This window comes from Haladaptatus sp. T7 (genome assembly GCF_026008575.1).
In the GTDB taxonomy this organism is placed as follows: domain Archaea; phylum Halobacteriota; class Halobacteria; order Halobacteriales; family Haladaptataceae; genus Haladaptatus; species Haladaptatus paucihalophilus.
Genome location: NZ_BROP01000005.1, coordinates 130918 through 153578 on the forward strand (window position 1 = coordinate 130918; position 22661 = coordinate 153578).

31 protein-coding genes are annotated in these 22661 nt (G+C 62.8%); 14 read left to right on the forward strand and 17 right to left on the reverse strand.

What is annotated here, in order from left to right:
• Positions 1-3: 3 nt before the first annotated feature.
• Positions 4-177 carry a hypothetical protein gene (locus OPC11_RS14445; protein WP_264782362.1) on the reverse strand — a complete coding sequence of 58 codons (174 nt, stop codon included), beginning with the start codon at positions 175-177 and terminating at the stop codon, positions 4-6.
• A gap of 78 nt (positions 178-255) precedes the next feature.
• Here OPC11_RS14445 and OPC11_RS14450 point away from each other — a divergent pair, with 78 nt between their 5' ends.
• Positions 256-1110, forward strand: coding sequence for a universal stress protein (locus tag OPC11_RS14450; protein WP_007975975.1), 855 nt, complete (start codon positions 256-258; stop codon positions 1108-1110).
• 9 nt (positions 1111-1119) lie between these two features.
• On the opposite strand, the gene OPC11_RS14455 is transcribed toward OPC11_RS14450, so the two are convergent.
• Positions 1120-2103, reverse strand: coding sequence for an A24 family peptidase C-terminal domain-containing protein (locus OPC11_RS14455; protein WP_264782363.1), 984 nt, complete (start codon positions 2101-2103; stop codon positions 1120-1122).
• Between the two features lie 104 nt (positions 2104-2207).
• On the opposite strand from OPC11_RS14455, the gene OPC11_RS14460 reads away from it, so the two are divergent.
• Entirely contained in the window at positions 2208-2798 is a 591-nt protein-coding gene (locus OPC11_RS14460) for a DUF3238 domain-containing protein (RefSeq protein ID WP_264782364.1), read from the forward strand.
• 81 nt (positions 2799-2879) lie between these two features.
• Here OPC11_RS14460 and fer read toward each other — a convergent pair whose 3' ends face one another.
• Complete coding sequence (fer, locus tag OPC11_RS14465) at positions 2880-3269, reverse strand: ferredoxin Fer (RefSeq protein ID WP_007975980.1); 390 nt, start codon at positions 3267-3269, stop codon at positions 2880-2882.
• A 100-nt stretch (positions 3270-3369) separates the two neighbouring features.
• A complete protein-coding gene (locus OPC11_RS14470; protein WP_007975982.1) occupies positions 3370-4557 on the reverse strand; it encodes an inorganic phosphate transporter in 1188 nt (395 codons plus the stop codon).
• A 75-nt stretch (positions 4558-4632) separates the two neighbouring features.
• On the opposite strand from OPC11_RS14470, the gene hisA reads away from it, so the two are divergent.
• Positions 4633-5355 (forward strand): 1-(5-phosphoribosyl)-5-[(5-phosphoribosylamino)methylideneamino]imidazole-4-carboxamide isomerase, encoded by a 723-nt coding sequence (gene hisA, locus OPC11_RS14475; protein WP_264782365.1) that lies wholly within the window; start codon positions 4633-4635, stop codon positions 5353-5355.
• Here hisA and OPC11_RS14480 read toward each other — a convergent pair.
• The gene (locus OPC11_RS14480; RefSeq protein ID WP_139025478.1) at positions 5352-5531 is read right to left on the reverse strand and encodes a hypothetical protein; all 180 of its coding nucleotides are present in this window, start codon (positions 5529-5531) and stop codon (positions 5352-5354) included. The two genes, hisA and OPC11_RS14480, sit on opposite strands and share 4 nt — an antisense overlap.
• Positions 5532-5629: 98 nt before the next feature.
• Between OPC11_RS14480 and hisB the strand changes: the two genes are divergently transcribed.
• Positions 5630-6217 (forward strand): imidazoleglycerol-phosphate dehydratase HisB, encoded by a 588-nt coding sequence (hisB, locus tag OPC11_RS14485; RefSeq protein WP_264782366.1) that lies wholly within the window; start codon positions 5630-5632, stop codon positions 6215-6217.
• Here the strand turns inward: hisB and OPC11_RS14490 are convergent, their stop codons facing one another.
• Positions 6218-6790, reverse strand: coding sequence for a putative glycolipid-binding domain-containing protein (locus OPC11_RS14490; protein ID WP_264782367.1), 573 nt, complete (start codon positions 6788-6790; stop codon positions 6218-6220). It lies immediately after the preceding gene.
• Positions 6791-6880: 90 nt separating this feature from the next.
• On the opposite strand from OPC11_RS14490, the gene OPC11_RS14495 reads away from it, so the two are divergent.
• Entirely contained in the window at positions 6881-7384 is a 504-nt protein-coding gene (locus OPC11_RS14495) for an ACT domain-containing protein (RefSeq protein ID WP_264782368.1), read from the forward strand.
• A 68-nt stretch (positions 7385-7452) separates the two neighbouring features.
• A complete protein-coding gene (locus tag OPC11_RS14500; RefSeq protein ID WP_007975991.1) occupies positions 7453-8097 on the forward strand; it encodes a YigZ family protein in 645 nt (214 codons plus the stop codon).
• Between the two features lie 9 nt (positions 8098-8106).
• Here the strand turns inward: OPC11_RS14500 and OPC11_RS14505 are convergent, their stop codons facing one another.
• The 4 genes from OPC11_RS14505 to OPC11_RS14520 form a co-directional block, all read right to left on the reverse strand.
• Complete coding sequence (locus tag OPC11_RS14505; RefSeq protein WP_007975992.1) at positions 8107-9294, reverse strand: inorganic phosphate transporter; 1188 nt, start codon at positions 9292-9294, stop codon at positions 8107-8109.
• Positions 9295-9352: 58 nt separating this feature from the next.
• A complete protein-coding gene (locus tag OPC11_RS14510; RefSeq protein WP_007975993.1) occupies positions 9353-10042 on the reverse strand; it encodes a DUF5828 family protein in 690 nt (229 codons plus the stop codon).
• 107 nt (positions 10043-10149) lie between these two features.
• Complete coding sequence (locus OPC11_RS14515; RefSeq protein ID WP_264782369.1) at positions 10150-10374, reverse strand: hypothetical protein; 225 nt, start codon at positions 10372-10374, stop codon at positions 10150-10152.
• Positions 10375-10433: 59 nt separating this feature from the next.
• Complete coding sequence (locus OPC11_RS14520; RefSeq protein WP_264782370.1) at positions 10434-11156, reverse strand: class I SAM-dependent methyltransferase; 723 nt, start codon at positions 11154-11156, stop codon at positions 10434-10436.
• 105 nt (positions 11157-11261) lie between these two features.
• Here OPC11_RS14520 and OPC11_RS14525 point away from each other — a divergent pair, with 105 nt between their 5' ends.
• On the forward strand, positions 11262-11867 hold the full coding sequence (locus OPC11_RS14525) for a hypothetical protein (RefSeq protein ID WP_264782371.1): 606 nt from the start codon (positions 11262-11264) through the stop codon (positions 11865-11867).
• Here the strand turns inward: OPC11_RS14525 and OPC11_RS14530 are convergent.
• From OPC11_RS14530 to OPC11_RS14540, 3 genes are all read right to left on the reverse strand, one after another.
• Positions 11864-13612 carry a carbon starvation protein A gene (locus OPC11_RS14530; RefSeq protein WP_264782372.1) on the reverse strand — a complete coding sequence of 583 codons (1749 nt, stop codon included), beginning with the start codon at positions 13610-13612 and terminating at the stop codon, positions 11864-11866. The genes OPC11_RS14525 and OPC11_RS14530 overlap by 4 nt on opposite strands.
• 129 nt (positions 13613-13741) lie before the next feature.
• A complete protein-coding gene (locus tag OPC11_RS14535; RefSeq protein ID WP_264782373.1) occupies positions 13742-14710 on the reverse strand; it encodes a TRC40/GET3/ArsA family transport-energizing ATPase in 969 nt (322 codons plus the stop codon).
• Between the two features lies 1 nt (position 14711).
• Positions 14712-15008 carry a hypothetical protein gene (locus OPC11_RS14540; RefSeq protein WP_007975999.1) on the reverse strand — a complete coding sequence of 99 codons (297 nt, stop codon included), beginning with the start codon at positions 15006-15008 and terminating at the stop codon, positions 14712-14714.
• A gap of 98 nt (positions 15009-15106) precedes the next feature.
• Between OPC11_RS14540 and OPC11_RS14545 the strand changes: the two genes are divergently transcribed.
• Entirely contained in the window at positions 15107-16351 is a 1245-nt protein-coding gene (locus OPC11_RS14545; protein WP_264782374.1) for a GTP-binding protein, read from the forward strand.
• Between the two features lie 93 nt (positions 16352-16444).
• The gene (gene upp / locus OPC11_RS14550; protein ID WP_007976002.1) at positions 16445-17122 is read left to right on the forward strand and encodes a uracil phosphoribosyltransferase; all 678 of its coding nucleotides are present in this window, start codon (positions 16445-16447) and stop codon (positions 17120-17122) included.
• Between the two features lie 18 nt (positions 17123-17140).
• Here upp and OPC11_RS14555 read toward each other — a convergent pair whose 3' ends face one another.
• From OPC11_RS14555 to OPC11_RS14565, 3 genes are all read right to left on the reverse strand, one after another.
• Positions 17141-17290 carry a hypothetical protein gene (locus tag OPC11_RS14555; protein WP_264782375.1) on the reverse strand — a complete coding sequence of 50 codons (150 nt, stop codon included), beginning with the start codon at positions 17288-17290 and terminating at the stop codon, positions 17141-17143.
• A gap of 97 nt (positions 17291-17387) precedes the next feature.
• The gene (pyrE, locus tag OPC11_RS14560) at positions 17388-17921 is read right to left on the reverse strand and encodes an orotate phosphoribosyltransferase (protein WP_069452831.1); all 534 of its coding nucleotides are present in this window, start codon (positions 17919-17921) and stop codon (positions 17388-17390) included.
• A 61-nt stretch (positions 17922-17982) separates the two neighbouring features.
• A complete protein-coding gene (locus OPC11_RS14565; protein WP_007976007.1) occupies positions 17983-18546 on the reverse strand; it encodes a CDP-2,3-bis-(O-geranylgeranyl)-sn-glycerol synthase in 564 nt (187 codons plus the stop codon).
• Positions 18547-18662: 116 nt separating this feature from the next.
• Here OPC11_RS14565 and OPC11_RS14570 point away from each other — a divergent pair, with 116 nt between their 5' ends.
• The 5 genes from OPC11_RS14570 to OPC11_RS14590 all read left to right on the forward strand — a co-directional run bounded on the left by OPC11_RS14570 (position 18663) and on the right by OPC11_RS14590 (position 21975).
• Positions 18663-19493, forward strand: coding sequence for a proline dehydrogenase family protein (locus OPC11_RS14570; protein ID WP_264782376.1), 831 nt, complete (start codon positions 18663-18665; stop codon positions 19491-19493).
• A 50-nt stretch (positions 19494-19543) separates the two neighbouring features.
• Positions 19544-20197, forward strand: coding sequence for a DUF502 domain-containing protein (locus OPC11_RS14575; RefSeq protein WP_264782377.1), 654 nt, complete (start codon positions 19544-19546; stop codon positions 20195-20197).
• Between the two features lie 63 nt (positions 20198-20260).
• Positions 20261-20656 (forward strand): DUF6276 family protein, encoded by a 396-nt coding sequence (locus tag OPC11_RS14580; protein ID WP_264782378.1) that lies wholly within the window; start codon positions 20261-20263, stop codon positions 20654-20656.
• 72 nt (positions 20657-20728) lie between these two features.
• Positions 20729-21154, forward strand: coding sequence for an HIT family protein (locus OPC11_RS14585; protein ID WP_264782379.1), 426 nt, complete (start codon positions 20729-20731; stop codon positions 21152-21154).
• 44 nt (positions 21155-21198) lie between these two features.
• Positions 21199-21975 carry a ParA family protein gene (locus OPC11_RS14590; protein ID WP_264782380.1) on the forward strand — a complete coding sequence of 259 codons (777 nt, stop codon included), beginning with the start codon at positions 21199-21201 and terminating at the stop codon, positions 21973-21975.
• 23 nt (positions 21976-21998) lie between these two features.
• Here the strand turns inward: OPC11_RS14590 and OPC11_RS14595 are convergent, their stop codons facing one another.
• Positions 21999-22514: a hypothetical protein gene (locus tag OPC11_RS14595; protein ID WP_007976017.1), complete on the reverse strand. Its 516-nt coding sequence runs from the start codon at positions 22512-22514 to the stop codon at positions 21999-22001.
• Positions 22515-22661 lie beyond the last annotated feature (147 nt).

Here is a 22661-nt window from a genome sequence, read left to right on the forward strand (position 1 = left end):
ACGTCAGTTGACTTCAGCGACGCCTGTCGAAGGCGTACCGTTTCCACCCGAAACGGTGCCCTTCTCGATAGCGGCAGCGATGCCGACCGTCATCCCGGCGTATCCGATGCCGCTGAGCAACGCGCCGACCACTGACCCGACGAGTTCACCGACTACCCATCGTGTGATGGTGTCCAAACTTTCCGAACCGACCCGCGCGACGAAAACACTACGGGGAGCCAACGCTTTTGCTGACCGACGCCGTACTTACCGAAAATGGGGGGAACGAGTGACTATCGTATCGCTGTGGCGGTGGCCGACCCCGAAAACGCCGCCCAGTTGACCCGAACCGCGGTCGATATCGCACGCGAACGGGACGGTGACGTCCTCGTCTTGCGCGTTCTCGTGACCGAGCGCCAGTCGCCGTTCGCACTCTACACCGACGAGGTGATAATCCGCGAGTTCGGCGGCGAAGAACAGGAAATCCTCGACCGAGTTGTCGAAACCGCACAGGGAGCGGTTCCGGTGAGCGGGCAGTTGCTCGTCTCGTACGACGTCGCCCGCGCGCTCACGAACGCCGTCGTCGAGTTCGACTGTGACGCCCTCGTCGTCGGGTGGCAGGCGCGCGAACACCCGAGCGAAATCGTCCTCGGAAGTAACATCGACCGCATCGTGGCGCGCGCACCGTGTGACGTTCTCGTGGAGAAAATCGGCCCGGCGGAGACGGCGGACACCATTCTCGTCCCCGTCGCCGAGGGTCCCCACGCGGAACTCGCGGCGGACGTCGCGCGCGCGATTGCACTGGCGAACGATTCCGAAATCAACTTGCTCCGGGTGGGGGAGGACGACGCCACCACCGAACGGCTGCTCGCCAGCATCGCGGCTCGCGTTGCTCCCGCGACCGTCGAGCAGGAGGTCAGAAGCGGCTCCGTCACCGAAACCGTCGTCGAGCGAGCGTCGGACCACGACATCACGGTCCTCGGTTCGACCCGACAGGGGATGCTCCGACGACAACTCGTCGGGTCGGTCCCACAGGCGGTCGGACGGCGCGCGGATACGACCGTCATCATCACTCGTCGGGAGGTCGGAATTCGGCCGCGGCTCACCCGATTCGTTCGGGAAACGCTGTGAGCGTGACAATCAGATGGTCGCCAGGCCGAGGACCGACAGCGCCCCCGACAGCAGGTCGCCGTACCCGACCGCGATGACCATCCCGAGGAACATCGGAACGATAAACGGGATTCCCGGCGACACCCACACTTCGTCTTTCGTCACCAGCACGTCCAGTCCCTCGCGGAGCTGTGTCGGCGTCGTCCCGTAGGCACCGTGGTCGATGCTGTCGAGGAACTGTGCGGCCCCCCACGGGTCCTCGTATCCCGTCGATTCCGTCGCCGACCGTTGTGCGACGACCGCTCCGCCGTCCGTCACCATCCCGTCCGTCGGCGAATTCGGCGTTTCGGGCAGGCTCTCCGGGTCGCGCAGGTCGGTTGCCCGCGCTCGAAGTTCGGCCAGTGTCGTCCCTCGCCACCGGAGATACATCCGAAGCGCGTCCAAATCCACGCCGTTGCGGGCCACCCCGTCGGGAGTTTCGAGCAGTCGCCCGTGGGCCGTCGGAACGGCGTCCCAGTCGATGACCCGACCGACGAACATCACCGACGAAATCCGCCCGGTGAGGAGATTCCTCACCAACAGCGCGGCGGGATAGAGCGCGCCGAGCAGGACCGTGTTGGTCAGAATCGTCAGCGAGAACACGCCCAAAACGGTTCCCTGCATCGGCAACGCCCATTCTCCGAGGTGATAGGTCGGATAGGACGGGAACAGGAGAGCGATGACGAGAAACGCCTTCGCGTCCGCGCCGCCGAACGCCCGGAACCACCAGAAGGCGATGACGAGCGGCGCGACGAACCCGAGACTCACCGCGACGTGAAAGAGGAACAACTTGCGTTGCAGCGGCGGTGCCCCCATCGCGGTCACGCCGTCCCAAACGAGCAGAACGACGGCGAGCGCCGCCAGTGGATACCACGTCTTGTTAGGTACTCGCCGAGTCTTCACGTCACGCCACGCGGCCCATCCGAAGACGGGCAGGGCAAGCAGTCGGAGGAGGTCGGGAATCGAAGTATGCACCAAACGGTAGCCCTCGGTGAGATGTTTTAGCTGTTGCGATATATGTGATGGAAATTGGAAGTTTTACATAAATTTTATTTTGACCCTATGTGTTCACAGAAGATATGAGTACGCAGGACGTCGCCCTCGTGAAGATACGAGGCGCTACCTTCATCCCGTCGGCGTGGATTTCGCGTCCCAGCGACGGCGACGGAACGCTCGAATACAAGGGCGATGCCCGCGAGTTTACGCCCCACGCCGTCAACACTGGTCGCTGTCGCGTCGAACAGGAAGCGGTCGTCGATTTCACGGACGACAGTCTCGTCTCCTACGCCGACACGGGTACGTCGGTCGAACGAACCACGCACCCCGACGGAACCGTGAACCTTCGTCGTGGCAAGGCATCGTGTGACGGCATCGTCTGTACCGACCCGCTCTGGCACGACGAATACGTCGAATTCGACATGCACGCGAGCGCGAGCAATCCGCTGTCGTCGCACGCGGACCCGGTTGACTACCACCTCGAAGCCACCGTGTGGCGCGACGGAGCGGTGGATATCCGTGGCCGCCACGATGGGTTCCCGTGTTTCGAGTTCTACGTCCAGACGGATTTCGGTGACTTCCGGCCGCTGTACCGTCACGACTTCCGCGAAACCGGCGACGAACCGCTCGCGTTGGCCGGGCCGATGGACTACGAGTTCGAGCGACGCCTCTGAGCGACTGGCAATTCCACGAGGATTAGTCGGCGAACGCGCCGCTTTTCGGCGTGTGGAAAACCCCTAAAACCCCAGAATCGCTTATATAACGCGGTTCTGCAGGTAGTCGAGGTGCTTGGCGTTGTAGACGATTTTAACTTCGTCCGTCGCCGCGCTACCGATGCAGGTGAGGCGGACGTTCTTGTCTTCCACTTCCTCGTCGCTGAGGATCTGCTGCATGTCCATGTCGATTTCGCCTTCCTTGACGATGGCGGCGCAGTTCGCACAGGCACCCGCGCGGCACGAGAAGGGCCAGTCGTAGCCCTGTGCCTCGGCGGACTCGAGGATGTATTCGCCTTCGTTGACGTCGAGCGAGCCGTAGTCTTCGCTGTCGAGACCGGCGTCTTCGGCCTTCTCGAACAGGTCGTCGTCGTCCATATCCCAGCCCTGGTCGTCCAGCACTTCGTAGTTGAGGTATTCTACGGTAGGCATCACTCGGGGTTTCGTCCGGGGGATGGTTAGTAGTTGTTGTTTCGTCCGCCTATAGTGATAAATCGGGAACGATTTGGCCTGCTGACCGAGATTAACGCCGTCAGGCGGGTGAAAGCGGGACGAAGGCGAACAGGAGATACGACGCGACGGCGGAGATAGAGGGCGTCAGAATCCAGAGAACGATGACCCGGCCGGTCGTGGACGGATCGAACAGGTCCCTCGCTTTCAAGGTCTGTGGCTCTTCCTCACCGATTTTCGCCACTTCCTCTTGCTCCTCCGGAAGGACGTTAACCGCCATTTCCGAATGCTTTTCTCCGTCGTCGCCGCGGACCGCGGCGGCGGCCGCATCGGAGATTCGAACGGTTCGCGTCGCCCGTCCCCAGCCGAGTCCGACGATGCACATCGTCGCACTCACCGCGAGACTGGCGGGGATGCCGATCGCGGAGAGGAACGTGATGAGACTCGCGCTGACGACTTCGACGATGAGCGCCGCCAACAGGGGCAGGTCCGTCAGGTCGTTCCCGACGGTATCGAGCGTTCGGCGGGCGATGGTGAACGCTCCGAGTGCGATAGCGACGCCCGCGAGCAGGACGCCTTCGCTCCCCGTAATCACGTCGCTTCCGACGAGCGGCGCGACCGCGTTGGCGACGTTCGACGCACCCGCCGAGAAGGCCATGTAACAGCCGATGCCGACGACGAGAATGGTGACCAAGACTTCCTTCGCCGACGCGTTCGCGGAGACGGTCGGGTACGGCACCGAACCGACGCGATTGAATTCGAACAGCGGCCCTTCCGACTGTTCGAGATGGAACCACACGTCGAGATACGGGTAGAGATACCGTCCGACGACGGCACAAATCCAGAAGGCGGTGATGGGGGCGAGGAGCCACGCCGAGACGATTCGAAACATGACCGCCTCATCGAGGGTTCCCGTTGCCACTCCGAGTCCCGCGATTGCGCCGACGGCCGTCATCGAGGTGGAGGCGGGCACGCCGAACAGGTTCGAGATGAGCAGCGCTAACCCGACGAAAAAGAGGACGCCGACGCTGGCGGCGAGCGTGAACTGCGAACTCGGGACGATCTCCCCACCCATCGTTTTGATGACGTTCCGACCGACCGTCCACCCGCCGAGGAGCGCAAAGGCCGTCATCAACCCGGCCGCACCGAGTTTGGAGACGGTGTTACTCCCGACCGCGGGACCGAACGCGACGCCGGTCGAAGAACCGCCGATATTGAAACCGACAAACATCGCCACGGCCAGACCGACGAGGAGTAAAATCGCGACCATACACGTACATTCGTCTGAACGTCTTAAACGGTACCGACTCGTTGGGTTTAGACACCACCCCGCCTAAAGCAGAGTATGTTCCCGACGTTCGAAGTCGTCCCGGCGGTGGATATGCAGGATGGCGAAGTCGTTCAACTCGTTCAGGGCGAGAAAGGCACGGAAACGACCTACGGCGACCCCGTGGACGCCGCGGAAAAATGGGTCGAGGGCGGCGCGGAAACCCTCCATCTCGTCGATTTGGACGGCGCGTTCGACGGCGAGCGAAAGAACGCGGCCGCCGTCGATTCGATTTTGGGTGCGGTCGACGTCGAGGTGCAACTCGGCGGCGGCATTCGCACCGCCACCGATGCCACCGACCTCCTGTCGCGCGGCGTCGACCGCGTTATCCTCGGTACCGCCGCGATAGAAAATCCGGATATCGTCGCTGAAATCAGCGAGGAATACCCCGGCTCGGTTATGGTGAGTCTCGACGCCAAAGACGGGGAAGTTCTCGTCTCGGGGTGGACGGAATCGACCGGACTCGACCCGGCCGAGGCCGCGACCAGATACGAGGAACTCGGCGCTGGCGCTATCCTGTTCACCGACGTCGACGTGGAGGGTCGGATGGAGGGGGTTCAGACTGGTCCTGTTCGGCGAGTCGCCGAGGCAGTCGAAATACCGGTCGTGGCGAGCGGTGGTGTCGCGTCCGTGGACGACATTCGGACGCTCCGCGATGCGGGTGCGAGCGCCGTGGTCGTCGGGAGTGCGCTCTATCAGGGCGCGTTCTCGCTGTCGGAGGCAGTGGACGCGCTCGATTAGCGGGTCTGTCCGGCGAGGTGACCAAGCACGTCCGGCGTATCGCCGAGTCGGGGGTCTACGATGGCGTAGGCCCCGAGAGCGGCCATGGGGGCGCCGATGACGAGACCGGGCACCGTCCCGGAGAGGAGGACCCCGATGGCGACCAACAGGACGCTGAGCATATCTCGTTTTAACACATGTTCTCTTTGGAGCTCGAGGTAAATATAACTGCGTCAGACACCTGTCTAGATTCCCGAACGGAACCACCTTGTAGCTCCGGCCGAATTACCCCGGTATGAGCGACCGCACCGCCGCCGTAACCCGCGAGACGGCGGAGACGACCATCGAGGTAACGCTCGACGTGGACGGCGACGGCGAGTCCACCGTCGAGACGGGTATCGGCTTCTTCGACCACATGCTGGACAGCTTCGCCCGCCACGGCCTGTTCGACCTGACCGTCAGGGCCGACGGCGACCTGCACATCGACGACCACCACACCGTCGAGGACGTGGCCATCACCCTCGGCGAGGCGTTCGACGAGGCCCTCGGCGACCGCCGGGCCATCCACCGATTCGCCGACCGAAAGGTCCCGCTGGACGAGGCCGTCGGCGACATCGTGGTGGACGTGAGCGGCCGTCCCCTCTTCCGATTCGACGGCGAGTTCTCACAGGAGCGCGTCGGCGACATGACCAGCCACATGGCGAAACACTTCCTCCGCTCGCTGGCGATGAACGCCGGACTGACGCTTCACGCGGGCGTGGTCGGCGAGAACGCCCACCACGAAATCGAGGCGCTGTTCAAGGCCACCGCGCGGGCGCTGGACGACGCGACGCGAATCGACGACCGGAGGAGCGACGTGGCGAGCACGAAAGAGAGTCTGTAGTTACGGATACGCCCGCCGAAACACGCTCGGATAGTTCAGTACCACGCCGTCGGAATCGACGGGGAGGTCCGCGGTAAATCCGCTTTCCAAACTCTCGTATCGGAACACTCCACCGTCGGAGTCCAGTGGCTCGAGGCAGGTGTATCGCTGTTCGACCGCCGTCGTCGTCATCGCGGGGACGTCGAGGTACACGACGGAAATCCTCGCCGTCTCCCCGGACGCCAAATCGTGTCGGCGAATCGGAACCGTGTTCGTGAACGGCGTGACCGAGATATCCACGTCTCGACATCCCGCGAGGTTTGCCGCGGGAACCCCGTTTTCCGTCCAGTTGCCGTCCCCGTCGTGTTCGAGTTTTATCCCGCCACCGACGCCGAGTGGGTCGATTTCGACCCGCCGAACCGTCCTCGTTTCGTCACACGCCACGCGATAGCGAACCCGGAACGGCGCTGCCGTCCCTTCGTTTTCCGCGGTTCCGACCACCGTTCCGTCGGCGCTGAGTTCCTCTTCGAACTCGACCGTGAGGTGCTCGGTCCCGACTGCCCCCACTGGTTCCCAAACGACGTGTCGTTCCATGGCTTTGGGTCGGCGTGCGGCGTGATGAACCCTCCTGCCTCGACCGAACCCCAACAGGACTAAACCGTCGGGCACGTCTATCCGACAAGGATGTTCGACAGAATCATGCAGAAGTTCGAGGGCAGTCCGAGCCAACAACAGGTCATCAGACTCCTCCTCGAACGCGGGTTCTCGGTGAGTGACGAGGGACGCGTCGTCTCCGGGAGCATCGAGATTCCCAACACGCAGATCGCCCGCGAAATCGGCGTGGACCGGCGGGTGGTCGATTCGACCACGGACGCGATTCTGAAGGACGAGGAACTGCGTCGCATCTTCCAGAACATCTCCTCGATTCCGAGCCTGATGGATTTGGCCCCTGTCCTCGACCTGTCCGTTCTGACCGTCGAAGTGCGCGACGCGGACGTTCCGGGCATCGTGGCGACCGTCACGACACTGTTGGCGGACAACGACATCTCCATCCGTCAAACCATCAGCGAGGACCCGGAGTTCACCGACGACCCGCGGCTCTACCTCGTCACGGACGAGGACGTACCGGGCGACGTGCTCAACGAACTGAAGAACTTGGAGTTCGTTCACCGCATCCAACTCAGCTGAATCTCTTCCCGTTCTCCCGCCGCGGCGAATCCACGCCTTTTCGGTGCTGCCCGTCGAACTCCCGAGCGATGGGTGGCACGACGTATCGAACCGTGGCTGGTCGGGGCGAGTCGGCGTTCGAAGTTCGCGGTTCGGAGTTCATCGGGTACGTCGCGCCTGCAGAGAGCGTCGAAGCGGCCGAGTCGTTCATCGCCGAAATCGAAGACCTACACGCGGATGCGACCCACAACGTGCCCGCCTACCGCGTGCAGGATGGTCGAACTGCCACTTCTGAGGGGAGCGCTGACGTCGGCGGGTTCGTCCGAGAATGGTCGAGCGACGACGGCGAACCGACGAGCAGCGCGGGGAAACCCGCCCTGAACGTCCTCCAACAGCGCGACATCGAGAACGTGGTCGCCGTCGTCACGCGGTACTACGGCGGAACGAACCTCGGCGTCGGCGGCCTCGTCCGGGCGTACTCCCGCGCGGTCAAGGAAGCGGTGGACGAGGCGGGCGTCGTCGAGGAACGGCCGCACCGCCGTCTCGCCATCGCCGTCGAATACGACGACTCGGGGACTGTCAGGGGGATTTTGGAGAGCGAAGGTGTCGAGTTCGACGCCGACTACGGCGAAACCGTCGGCTTTTCGGTTCGCGTACCGGTCGAGGAAACCGACGCGCTGTGCGACCGACTTCGGAGCGCGACGAGCGGTCGGGCCGACATCGAAGACGGGTAAGTCGCGTATTCAGAGCACGGCGTCGACGGCGGTGAAGACGCCGTATCCGACGCCGAGCGCGAGCGCCAACGAGAGCACCCACGCGAGGATGGTGTAAATCATCTTTTTGCCGCTGACGCCGCCACCGCTCGCGGCGTAGCCGCTCCCGATGATGGTGCTCACGATGATTTCGTTGAACGAGACGGGGATACCGAAGAAGACGGCGCTCTGTGCGATGGCGAACGCCGGGATGAGCGCGGCGATGGACCGGCGCGGTCCGAGCGCCGAGTAGTCCTGTGCGAGCGCCTTTATCATCCGCGGCGCACCCGTCCACGACCCGGCGAGCAGGCCGAGGCCGCCGCCGATGAGCACCGGAACCACGGGTATCGAATAGGGGTCCAACAGCGGGAGCAGCGGCCCGATTGCGAGACCGACCTGACTCCCACCGGCCGAGAACGCCACGAGACCGCCGAGCGCGAGCAGAAACCGACGCTGGCCGCGGCTCACGTCGGCGTCGAGTTCCCGCTTGAGTGCGACGGCGACCAGACCGGCCAGAACGAGCGAGGTAACGACGACGCCGAGGTCGAGACCGGCGACGGCGGGAAGCGACAGGTGCTCGCCGACGCTCTGTGCGATGGAGGCGCTCTGATGGGGCGGTCCGAGGAAGACGAACCCGACGTTGGCGATGATGAGGCCGACGAGTCCGGCGAGAAGCGGAATCGAGGTTTCCTCCGCCACGTCGTCGCGCCGGAGCACGCGAGCGGTCGCGTAGGCGATGCCGCCGCCGATGAACGGTGTGAGTATCCAGAGGGAGACTATCTGCTGGTATTTCGGCCACGCGGGGGTTCCACCGAGCGCCAACCCGACGCCGACGATGGCCCCCGTTACGGTGAACGCCGTGGCGATGGGATACCCCGTGAACACGCCGATTGCCACCAGTATCGCCGCCGTGAGGAGTCCCGTGGTCGCGGCGAGGGGCGACAGTTGGACGCCGTGAATCAGTTCCCGTCCCACCGCTTGCGAGACGTTCGCGCCTTGGAGCGCCGCCCCTAAAAATCCGAGAATGCCCACGAGAAACCCCGCACGCATCACCGAGAGGGCGTTCGCACCCACGGCTGGGGCGAACGGAGTTGACCCACTCGACCCCGCGCCGATGGCCCACGCCATGAACAGACTCGCGACCCCGGCGATAATCACCGTCAGCAACCCTCCAGCCATATCTATCCGGTATACCGTCTCACGCCAATAGTGTACCGACTCGAAAGCAAACGACTGGTCACGTCCTGTCGGCTCGCGGACCGCCGCTCCGTTTCGGCGGTTCCACGCCTTCTGCCGCTTCGACCGTCTCGGTTTCCTTCTCCGTCTCGACGTGCCAGCGGTCGATTTCGTCCTCGTAGGACGTGAGCGACTCCGACACTTCTCCTTTCAACTCGTCGTCGTTGACGTTCACCTCGAAAATGAATCCCTCCTCGCCGTCCTCCATCCGACTCGTCTGCTGGATGTTGGCACTAACGAGTTCGTTGTCGAAGTAGTACGGTGCGAGTTGCGTCATCACCTTCTGATACACCGTGTCCTCGACCTTCCTGATGGCCTTCCGCCCCGCCGAGTCGGCGGCCCGAGCGACGTAGTTCACCGAGTCCTGCCACCTGTCTACGGCACCTTCCGTGTCGTCCTCTTCCAGTTTCTCGTACGATTCGGTCAGTTTTTCGCCCGCTGTTCGGAGGTCGTCGTCGGGGGACTCGCCCGCTTGCTCGCCTTTCCCTTCGCTGACGTGGGCCTGTTCCGCGGTCTTCTCAGCCACGTCTTCGCCGAGCCGTTCGTGCGATTTCGGCCGCCACTCGTCCCATTCCTCGAACGCGCTACCCGACACGTTCGCCTCACGGAGCGCTTGCGTGATGCGCTCTCCGTGCTCGACGATATCTCCCCAGCTACCTCGAAGTTTGAAGCCAGAGATGCTCTCTTCCATTCGATTACTCGCTCGTAAGTTCCACAGGGTTTTATCTTTTACCGCTAATGTCCGTGACAGCGGCTCCCATGCGCCTTTTCTCGGGGGTTACCGTTTCGAGCGTAGAATTATTCGTCTCCAATGTTTCCGTACGTTACCCGCTTCGCGAACGCGTTCAGTCGGTCTTTCGCGCGTCCGAGCAGTTCGACGTGTCCGCTCACCGACCGCATCTCGTCCTCGGACACCTCGATTCGGTCGTCGCCGTAGATGTCACGCGTCTCACCGTCACTGGTCGCGTCGACGACGGTCGAAAGACCGCACCGACCACACGCTTCCGTCCGTTTGCCACCCATGTTACGGCGTACGGACGCATCCATGTTATGTGTTACCCCGAAATACTAGCCTTCCACTCTCACCGTGTTTCCTTTCGAAGGACGGCTTTGTAGAATCCCTCTCTCGGCTGAACCTCGGCGACGTGCCACGGCGTTCCGACGGTTACGTCCCGCAGTCGCTCGGGCGAAAAGAGGACGAAGTGGAGGGTTCGTCCGACCTCCCGTTCGCCGTCCCGGTCGTACTCGAAGTGAAACGTTCGGTGGGCGATTCCGCGGCGCGGGTCGGACCTGTAGCCGAGCAAGTCGTCCGGAGCGAGGTCCGTCGGGTCGTAGTTGTCCACGACGGCGACGCCCTCCTCGTCCGTGATTCGAGCGAGTTCCGAGAGGAATCGACGCACCCCGGCGAGGGAGTGTGCGAGTCCGAGTTGGGTCCCGCTCAGGAGGGCGGAACGGAACCTGTCCGGTCGGAAGTCTATCTCGAACATGTCCATCACGCGAACATCCTCGACGCCGCGGTTACGGGTGGCTTCGACTGCGCCCGGACTCACGTCGATGGCGACGACTTCGCCTCGCTCTTGGAGAAATTCGGCGTGCTGTCCCGAGCCACAGCCGATATCGACGACGGGTGGTTCGAGCGACGCGAGGAGGGTTCGCCACTCGTCACGCCAGTCCTCCCGTGAGGCGAAGTAGTGCCCTTCGATATTTCCGTCCCGCGTCTCCGCGCCGTCCCGGCACACACAGTCACCGCGCAGTCCGCCGCGCTGGTAATCGAGTATCGCTCGACCGAGTGGGTCTGGCTCCATTACACTCTGTCACAGTCTATCAAATGTAATAAAATAATAACGAGGCTTGGTACCGACTCCCGTGCCAACAACGGATATTTATCGCTCGCTCACAACCGAATCAGTATGGATAGCGGTATCGAGTCTCACGACTCGGAACGACAATCGAATCCCGTCCCGGACTGGGACGACGAGTACGTAGACCGGGTGAGCGACCGCCTCTTCGTCAACTACGACCTCGAAAAGGAGTACGCCACTCGCGGCGAATCGTTCACGCTCTACGGACGGCTGTTGATAGAGACACAGAAGCAGTTCCTCCACCGCTCCATCAACTACGCCAACCACAGCGCCGAAGAGCACCTGTTCGTCCGGCGCGCGAATTCGGTCCGCGTCAGCGACCTCGAAGCGCTCGTCGACCTCGGCCACGAACTCGCCGACGACTGGATAGAGGCCGACGAGGAACACTTCGGAACGACGTTCACCTTCGTCGTCATCGCCCCCGACGTCCCGACCGAAGTGGACGAGTTCGTCTCCGATTTCAGCGACCGAACGCTCCTCAAATACGGACTGCACGGTCAGTACGAAATCAACCTCGCCGTCGTCGCCCCGGAGAACGAAACGCTCGCAGCCAGCGAGAACGCCGACGTCGGAAAGGCGTTCGCTCTCTGGCGACCGTTGGTGTCCGAAAAATCGGGATTGCTACACCGCGTCGTGCGGCGACTCAAACCTTAGTCGTCCGATTCACCGCCGTCCGTCACCGGTGTGCCACCCGGTTCGCTCCGCGCCGACGTGATATTTTCGTATCCGATACGAACCAGCGAGAGCGCGAGGGCGATGAGTACCAAGGCGATTACCGTCTGTACCCCCGCGGACAGCGCGCTGCCGAGCGCCATATCCCCACCCTTGACGAACTTCTGCCAGACGTTCTGGTAGAGCGCGAGGTACAGCAGGCCGAGGATGGTGACGAACGTCATCAGCGCCATCGGGACGCCCGTGCTGATGAGCTGTTTGCTCTTGTTCCAGTTCGCCAGCCAGACCGTCGCGGTCAGTAGCGCCAGCGCCGCGAGCAGTTGGTTCGCGCCGCCGAACAGCGGCCAGAGGTCCGACCACGTGCCGGACGCGACGAGCGCGTACGCGATTCCGCACTGGACGAACGCGTTGAAATACCGGTTCGACGCGACGCTCTGCACTTGCGTTTCGGGCGTCCCGACGATTTCTTCGAACATGTAGCGACCGAGGCGAAGCGCCGTGTCGGTCGAGGTGAGCAGGAAACTCACCATGACGAGCGCCATGAACGGACCGCCAAAGCCGGGGTCGATACCGAAGCTCGTGAGCATGATGCCGCCACCCTCCGCGAAGTTGGGAAGCGCTTGGCCGACACCGCCGCCAGCCTTGGTGAATCCGACCAGTGCGACGGTCGAGAGTGCGAGCGTTGCGAGAAGGCCCTCACCGAGCATGCCACCGTAGCCGATGACTCGTGCGTCCGATTCCCGGTTGAGCTGTTTCGAAGTCGTCCCGGACGAGACGAGCGAGTGGAAGCCGCTGATGGTACCACACGCGATGGTGATGAACAGCAGCGGGAAGAGGGGTTGGTCGGTGACGCCCATGAATCCGTTGTAGCCGGAAATGTTCACGGTGAGCGGTTCCGCCGGCGTGATCGCGCCGATACCGAGCCAGCCACCGACGGTTCCGACGATGACCGCCAACAGCGCGCCGCCGACGCCCGCGTACAGCAGGAACGACGACAGGTAGTCACGCGGTTGCAGGAGCGTCCACACCGGCAGGACGCTGGCGATGAACGCGTAGACCAAAATGATGGGGACCCACGTTTCCGCCGTAAGCTCGAGCGGATACGCCTGCCCGACGAAGACGCTGGCGAACACGCCGATGACGAAGACGACGGTTCCCGGCCCGAAGGGTAGGTTGAGTTGGTACAGGTACACCCCGAACACGACGGCCAGCGCGATGTACAGGATGCTCGCCGTCGCGGCGCTCGGGTACGCCTCGAACACGACGCCGACGACGAACGCGAATACGCCGACGACGAGGATGATGGTCAGGAACGCGAACCACAGCAACATGTTCTTGCCGCGCTCGCCGACGTACTCCCCGATGATGTACCCGATGGACTTCCCCTCGTGGCGGAGACTGCTCGACAACGCGATGAAGTCGTGCGTCGCGCCGAGCAGCGGATTCCCGATGGCGATCCACAACAACGCCGGAATCCAACCCCAAATCACGCCCGCCGTTATCGGCCCGACGATTGGTGCGCCTCCTGCAATACTGGAATAGTGATGCCCTAACAACACGGGCTTCTTCGCGGGCACGTATTCCTGCCCGTCTTCGTATTTGTGCGCCGGTGTCTCCCGGCTGTCATCCAATTCTACGAACTGTGCGAGATATCGTGAATAGGTTAGATACCCTATGCTGAAAAGTACCAGTACGCCGAGTACTAGCCATATGATTGCAGTCGCCATGGTATTGTGCCTCATAACAAATGGATTGATGATGCACAATAAGTGTTCCTTTACTCTCGGCGGTGTGGTACGCCTCTAATCGTCGTTTTCGGAACGATGTATCGTTGTTTTTGACAGGTGAAATTTCGATTATTCGGCCGCCGCCGCTTCGACCTCGACGTTCAATTCGTCCGCGACCTCTTCCAACAGCGTTCCTTTCACTTCCGACACCCGCGATTCGATAATCGCGACCACCGGTTCGTCGAACGACTCGCGGATGTGTTCGATTCGTTCACGTTCGGTCCGACAGCGGTCGCGGAGATACGTCCCGCCCCGTCCCGTCTCGTCCTCGTCCGGTTCCGGCGTCACCTTGTTGATGACGAGTCCCGACACGGGCAACCCGGATTCCGTCAGTTCCTCGACCGCCCTGCCGGTCTCTCGAATCGACAACTCGTCGGGATTGAGGACGAGGAAGAACGCCGCGTCGTTTCGCAACACCTCGCCCGCGAACTCGAAGTTCTCCTTTCGCTCCTGCAGGCGGGCGATAATGGGGTCGCCCTCCGCCACTCGGCGGGGTTCCCGGTCGCCGATGGCGGCCTTCTCGAACAGGTCGATGCTCCGCCGTCGTTTGTGAAGCAGACGGTCTATCCACCCTTCGAGGAATTCGGGAAGCGAGAGGAGGCGGAGTGTTCCGCCGGTCGGCGAGGTGTCGAAGACCACGCGGTCGTAGTCGTCCGAGTTCCGCATCACGTCGATGAACCGGTCGAATAGCGCCGACTCGTGGGCACCCGGTGTCTGGTGGGCCATCTCGACCTGCCGGTCGATGGCGTTCACCAACCCCGCGCTCACGTGGTCGCCCAGCGAGCGTTTTATCTCCATCAGGTGGTTTTCGACCTCCGTCTCGGGGTCGATTTCCATCGCCCAGAGGTTCTCGATGCCGTCCACGGACCGCGGGTCGTCGTCGAACTGCTGGTCGAACACGTCCGACGTGCTGTGTGCCGGGTCGGTCGAAACGACGAGCGTCCTCAGCCCCGAACGGGCGCATTTCAGGCTGTACGCGCTGGAAACCGTGGTTTTTCCCACGCCGCCTTTGCCGCCGAAAAACACGAACTTTCGCATGTTAGAAGTGGTACTGTTGGCCCTTGCGTTCGACGAGCGATTCGCGGTCCCACATCCGACGCTCCCACGCCTCGAACTCGTCGGTCAAGTAGGGGAGCAGTTCGGCGGTGTAGTACGAAACGGGACTCGGCACCCCGAAGACGTCGGGGAAGCACGCGAGCATGAATTCGTCCTCCAAATCCTCGGCCTCCTTCTCTATCAGTTCGTACGCGGGATGCGAAATCATCCCGTGATAGAGCCCCCGAAGCCACTCCTCGACGGAGCGACGGAACGTCTCGATTTGGTCCGCGAGAGACATACCCACACAGTGACGTCCTCGCTATTTAAGCGGGGCGGTCAGCCCGCGGTTCGATTGTGGCCACTTAACACGCTGGAATGTCTGTGCCACGATAACGAATGAATCAGGGGTCCATTCCGGTCACGATTCTGAGCGGCAACCTCGGTGCGGGCAAGACGACGACGCTCAACCACCTCCTCCGCGAGAGCGACGACATGGACATCGCAGTGCTCGTCAACGACATGGGTGAGATAAACATCGACGCCGAACTCCTCCAGGGCGGGACGGAACTCGTCGCCGACGAGGGCGTCGCGGAGCTCTCGAACGGGTGCATCTGCTGTGAACTACAGGACGACCTCCGAACCGAAGTCACCCGCCTCGCGCGCGAATGGGAGTTCGACACGCTCGTCGTGGAGTCCTCGGGCATCAGCGAACCCGCTCCCATCGCCCGACTGTTTACGACCGAATCCCGCGTCGCGGCGCGCTACGACGTCGATACGACCGTCACCGTCGTCAGCGCGCGGCAGTTCGACGAGTTCTTCGCCGACGGCGCGCCGGTCGAGCGCACGGAAACCGAGGACGGCGATACGCGCCCCCTCTCGGACCTCGTTATCGAACAGATAGAGTTCTGTGACGTGCTGTTGCTCAACAAATGCGACCTCGTGGACGCGGACCGTCTGGACGAAATCGAGGCCACCTTACGCGCACTGCAACCGCGCGCGGAACTGATTCGAACCGAACACGGCCGGGTGTCCCCCGACCGCATCCTCGACCGCGGACTGTTCGACCTCGGCGACGTGACCGACTCCGCCGGATGGAAACGGGCGATGGACCACGAGGAGAAACACGACCACGACGAATCGCATCATCACAACCACCACCACTCTGACCACCACCAATCCGACCACCGTCACCCGCAGGAGGCCTACGGAATTTCTTCCGTCTCGTATCGCGCCACGCGACCCCTTCATCCCGGCCGACTCCACGACTTCTTCGAGTCGCTCCCGAGCGGCATCGTCCGCGCCAAGGGAACGTTCTGGGTCGCCGGACGGGACGACGTGAAACTGGAGTACGGACAGGCCGGGGCCGCCGCCCGCGTGGAAGTCGCGGGGCCGTGGATCGCCAGCCTTCCCGAAATCGACCAGGACCTCTACCGGAGCAACCGCTCTGCGACCTACTGGGACGAGGAGTGGGGCGACCGCCGGACCCAACTCGTTTTCATCGGAAGCGACGTGGACGAGGCGGCCATCACCGCGGCACTCGACGACTGCGTGCTGACCGACGCGGAGATGGACGAGGACTGGGACACGTTCGACAATCCGTTTCCCGAGGACGAGGGCGGACTGTTGATAGTCGGCGAATAGTCGCGTTTCGATGCCCCAGCGAGGCCTGTCACCGCGTCCCGCGGCTTCGCTCGTATCGTTAGCTTATAGCCCCTTCCCGCGCACGAATCGCATATGACTATCGAAAAACGAGGTGACGCCCACCTCATCACGCACGCGATGGCGAAGGACACCCTCTCGAAGATTCGGGACGAGGAGACCGAACAAGTCGGTTTCCGCAAGGGACTCGTAAAACTCGGCCGCATCTGTGGTTACGAAATCATCGACGGCGCGATGGACACCGAGTACGTCTCCATCGATACGCCGCTGACCGAGACGACGGGCGAGCGCGTCAAAGGGTTGGACGACGTGGTTATCATCAACGTGCTCCGCGCCGCGACGCCGTTCGTGGAGGGTCTGCTGAAGGCGTTCCCCCGCGCCAAACAGGGCGTCATCAGCGCCGGACGCGACGAGGAAGCCGGAATGAACGACGACGGCGAGTTTCCCATCACTATCGATTACGTCAAACTCCCCGAAATCACAGAGGAGGATACCGTCATCGTCGCCGACCCGATGCTCGCGACGGGTAGCACCATGTGCGCCGTCCTCGACGAGGTGCTCAACGAGCAACCGAACCCGGAGAACTTCTTCGTCCTCTCGGCCGTCAGCGCACCCGACGGCCTGCTTCACGTCCACGACCAGTTCCCCGAGGCCGACCTCCTGACGGTCAGCATCGACGACCACCTGAACGACGACGGCTTCATCGTCCCCGGTCTGGGCGACGCTGGCGACCGCGCCTTCCGAACGACGTAACGTCCCGGTCGCGTCCTTTTACAGCAGAATTCGAAGCAGCCCGATGGCTAACCCCGCGCCCACGAGGCCCGCCCCCCAGAGCGTCGAACTCCCGGGGGCGACGCCGATGAGAAACGAAACGATACCAGAGACGATGAGCGAGATGCTTGCGTGGCTTCGAAGCGACATGGTATTTCATCGGCGATAGCCGTAAAAAATCGGCTGGCACAACACGAAAGCAATTCAAGTGGCACCCCGAACGCGGCGGACCGTCCGCCCCGAGCCATCACTCGTCGGCGTCGTTCTCGGCGAGGAGGTCGGAGGCCGAAAGCAGCGCCTCCATCTCGACGTCGGCGTCGGCCAGATTCTCGCGGCCGCCCTCCTCTCGGTCCACGACGACGAGGATTTTGTTCACGTCCGCACCCGCGTCGCGGAGGGCCTCCACCGCGTCCACCGCACTCTGTCCGGTCGTCACGATGTCTTCGAGGACGATGACCTCCTCGCCGTCGTCGAGTCGTCCTTCGATGAGGTTCGCCGTCCCGTACTCCTTCTGTTGCTTCCGCGCGATGACGTAGGGCGTCTCGGTCTCGACGCTCGTCACCGCGACGAGGGGAACCGCACCGAGGGCCACGCCCGCTAGCTTCGTCCCGTCCAGTCGCTCCGCGAACGCTTCCGCGATGAGCGACAGACAGTGCGGGTCCGTCTCGAAGAGGTATTTGTCCACGTAGTAGTCGCTCGTCCCGCCGTGGGAGAGTTCGAATTCGCCGTACTGGACGGCATCCGCCGCGCGCAAGGCCTCGATGAGTTCCTGATTCGCCATGTGCGAGTCGCGGTGGCGAGGCGGGTTAAAAGTAGTTCTTTGCCGCCGGTACCGCGGCGTTCTACCACGGTTCGTTCTTGAGTCCGAGGACGTACGCGATGACGTTCGTCACGATGTGCAGGAGGGGCGTCACCACGAGCACGACGACGACGACCGGCAGCTCGAACGTCTCGAGCGTCCACCCCGGCGCGGCGAGCAGGGTGAGCAGGAGCGACATCACGACGAAATCGAGTTGGTCGATGCCGGGAAACGCCGCGCCACGCTCCCGGCCGGTGCGCCGCTTCAGGAACGAGGCGGTCATGTCGCCGAGCATCGCGCCCGCCGGCAGGGTGAAAACCACGATGGCGGGAAACGGGTCGGGAAGCGTGACGCCCAGCGCGCCCGCCGCCGTCGGACGAATCGCGTTCAGTAGCAGGGCCAGTATCGCTCCGGCCAGAATTCCGGCCGCCGTCCCGCGCCACGTCTTCCCGTCACCGAGAATGCGCTTGCCGTTCCACGTCCGTCCGCCGTCTATCGGCGTGCCGCCCCCCGCGAGCACCGCGAAATTGTTCGGGACGTACGCGGGCAACATCGCCCACACCGCGACGGCCACGGTTTCGAACACGTCCGCACCGAGAAGATTCATATGGGGATAGATACCCTCCGGGTCTTAAGACCCAGCGGTCTCGCCCGGAATATATGCCGATGACTGTCACGGGTGCAATATACAATGATAAGACGCGGGAGTGTGAAAGAAGATGCATGATACCACCGATTGCCAGTCGGTTCGTCGCGGGTGAAACCCCGGCGGAAGCGCTCGAGTACACGCGAGATTTGAACCAACGCAACGTCAACGTCATTCTCAACCTTCTCGGCGAGCATTACCACGAGCGAGAACCGGCGGACGAGGACGCCGAGGTGTACCTTCGGTTGCTCGAAGACATCGAGCGCTCCGACCTCTCGGCGTGCGTCTCGATCAAACCCTCGCAGGTCGGCTTGGATGTCGGTACGCACGTCTACCGCGATAACATGGAGCGAATCGCGGACGCGGCCGACGACACTTTCGTCTGGATCGACATGGAGGACCACACGACGACCGACGCGACCCTCGACCTGTTCGAACAACTCGCCCTCGAACACGATGGCGGCGTCGGCGTCTGCGTTCAAGCGAATCTCAAGCGCACGAAGGACGACCTCGAACGACTCGCCGACCTCCCTGGCAAGGTCAGACTGGTCAAAGGTGCCTACGACGAACCCCCGGAACTCGCGTACAAGGAAAAAGAGCGCGTCAACGCGGCCTACCGGGAGTATCTCGAATTTATGTTTCAGGAGTTCGACGACGGTATCGCGGTCGGCAGCCACGACCCGGCGATGATAGAGTACGCGACGGAACTCCACGACGAGTACGGAACCGACTTCGAAATCCAGATGCTGATGGGCGTCCGCGAGGACGCACAGGAGGAACTGGCGGAGGAGTACGAAGTCTGGCAGTACGTCCCCTACGGCGACAAGTGGATGTCGTACTTCTATCGTCGCGTGATGGAGCGCAAGGAGAATCTCCTCTTCGCGGCCCGCGCCGTCCTCGGTAGGTAGCAAAAATATTGCAACTAGTTTATATTCCTGCAACCAGACGCTACACCTAAATGTCTTCGTGGAAACGCGATGCTGGAAGCGGTCTCATCGTTTTGGCCCCTCTACTGGTTACTGCGTACATCATCGCGTGGTTGTTCCTCAAAATCGCCGGGCTGCCGTTCTTGGAGGACCTGCCGAAATACGTCCTCTTCGGCGGACTGATCAAAATCCCCGCCGCCCTCATCCGCGTCGGTATCGTCCTCGCGGTGTTCACCGCGCTCGTCTTCAGCATCGGGTATCTCATGCGGACGACGCTCGGCAGCGTCGTCGAGAACGCTATCGACGGAAGCATGAATCGAGTGCCCGGCCTCCGAATCGTGTACAACGCGTCGAAGATGGCCGCGGAAACCGCCCTCTCCGACACCAACCAACTCCAGAAACCCGTCAAAATCGAGACGTGGAACGGGCTTCGGATGACCGCGTTCAAAACCGGCAAGCAGGCCGAGGACGGCCGCGAACTTCTCTTTTTGCCGACCGCGCCGAACATCACCACCGGATTCGTCATCGAAGTCGAATCGGACGACATAACCGAAACCGACGAGAGCGTCGAAGACGCCTTGACCCGTATCCTCAGCGCCGGGTTCGGTGAGAGCGACCAGGAAGGGATTCCCATCAACGTCACCGACGAGGCGGACGACCGCACGGAAACGCCGCCATCGACCTGAGTTCCCGCCCGCTGCTGACGAAACTATACCATCTTTTTGAGGCTTGCGCCGCTCTACTTTCGTATGGAATGTCCCGAATGCGGCGGCGAACGACTGACGTTCACCGTTCCGTCCGAACTCCGTGCGGACGTCCCGGACCGACCGTCGTCGATTCTCCTCTGCACGCGGTGTCTCGCCTTCGAACCGGTGGAGAACCCGGACGTCGAACCGTCGAACTTCGCCACGATAAGCGACGCGCTCCCGGACGAACCGGACGCCGCCGCCGGGATGGTTCTCGCCACCGCCCTCCTCTCGTCGCTCGCGCTCTATCGGCAACACGTCGATGCGCTGTTCGATCGCGTCGAAGCGGCCGGAGTCGACCCCCTGCTCGTTCTCGATCGATTGGCCGCCGACCCGAACCTCGACCCGAATTTCGACATCGAATCGCGGCGACGGCAACTGCTCCAACTGCGCGATTGATTTCGAAAGTCCCCTCCCCGAACTACCGCGGGACCCTCAACTTTCATCTGGGAGTCGCACGATTACACTGACATGCCGAACGACTGCATCTTCTGTCAAATCGTCGCCGGAGACATCCCGAGCAAAACGGTCTACGAGGACGAAAGCGTCCTCGCCTTCCTCGACGTGAACCCGCTCGCGCCGGGTCACACGCTCGTCATCTCGAAGGACCACCACGAAACGCTGGACGACCTCCCGGACGACGCCGCGGCGGACCTGTTCTCGGTCCTGCACGGCCTCACGCCCGCCGTCGAAACCGCGGTGGATGCCGACGCGAGCAACGTCGCGTTCAACAACGGCGAGGCTGCCGGACAGGAAGTCCCGCACGTTCACGGCCACATCATCCCCCGTTTCGACGGCGACGGCGGCCATCCGATTCACGCCATCGCGGGGGACCGTCCCGACCTCTCGGACGAGGAACTGGACGCGATTGCGGACGACATCCGCGACGGTCGATAACTGTATGTTTTTATACCAGAACGAATCTATTTAGATTCGAACACGTGAAACGAACTGCCGCACTCGTCGGTGCGACCGGCGGGGCCGGAACGACGCGCCTCTGTCTCGAAACCGCCGCCGTGCTCTCTCACGTCGGGCGTGACGTGGCGATTTTGGACGCCGCTTTCGCTACACAGGGGTTGGCGCGCCACGTTCCGGGCCGCATCGACACCGACATCACCGCACTGCTCACCGACGAGGACAGCCTCGCCGACGCTCTCCTCGAACATCCGGTCCCAACCTCCGGACGGCTTTCGCTTTGTCCCGCGTACGCTCCCTTCGAGCGCCTCGCACGGGCGAAAACCGCAACTGCCGCAGAAGCCTTCGAGCGGCTCGTGGAACGAACCGCGGACGAGTTCGACCACGTTCTCATCGACGCGCCGCCCGTCGCCGCGAATCAGGCCGTCGCTGCCGTCCACGCCGCGGACACGGTGACGTTGGTCGCACCGGCCTCCCGTCTCGGTGCCGACGCCGTACAGGGAATGCGCGGCCGCCTCGCCGACCTCGGAACGGACGCGGACACCGTTCTCGCCAATCGCGCGAACGGTGAGCATCCGCTGGAGGACGCGGTACCGATTCCGACGAGCGACGAGACTGCCGTCGAGGACGTCCCGGCGAGCGCACCCGAACTCGACGCGTCGTTTTCTCCCGCCATCGTCGCCGCCGTCGAAACTGTGTTCGACGTTTCGCTCGACGTCGAGTTTCCGGAGGAGCGGTTCTTGGATATCGACCCGGAGGAGTACCTTCCCGACGACTATCTGCCGGAGTCGCTTCGAAGCTGATTTTCCCTGCGTTTCGAAATTCGCTACAATAGGTCGCCCACGTCGCTCATCGTCTCCGCCAGCGCGTCTCGCTTTTCGACGGCAGCGTCCCCGTTCATCGCCAACGCGCTTTCGAGCACTTCGGCCGCACCGTCCAGCGGCTCGTGCGTTTCGATGAACGTCGCCAGCGCGAACTCGATTTCGTTCGCGCCGGACAGCGCGAGCGCTTCGGACCGCGAGCAGTTCGCGGAGAGCCAGTCCTCGATAAGTTCGTGACCGATGGACGAAAGCGGCGAGATACCGCGCACACCCAGCAGGTGGAGCGTCTTCGCGGCCGTCATCGGTGCGACGCCTGCACGGCGGGCGCTTTCGCCGACCGAAGTCCCGGACGCGTGCGTCTCGACTATCGTTACCGCGGCGTCCGTTTCGCAGGGTAACGCGTCGCCGAACGGTGCGAGCCGTTCGCGGAGGTCCCGTCCGGTGTCGTCCACGGTTGCGACACCGTACTCTTGCTGTTCGGCCGTCACCTCCAATCCGGCCGCGATATCCGACAGCGCCATGTGTTCTACTTGTCTTCCCACTGACTTTAATCTTCTAGACAGGTATCATAGTTGGTAATTAGACGACGGCTAGAACGTGCCGGTTACCGGTACGCTCGTCACTCGTAACACCGGCTCGTTTTCCGATTTCGGCGCTCGTTTAAATAC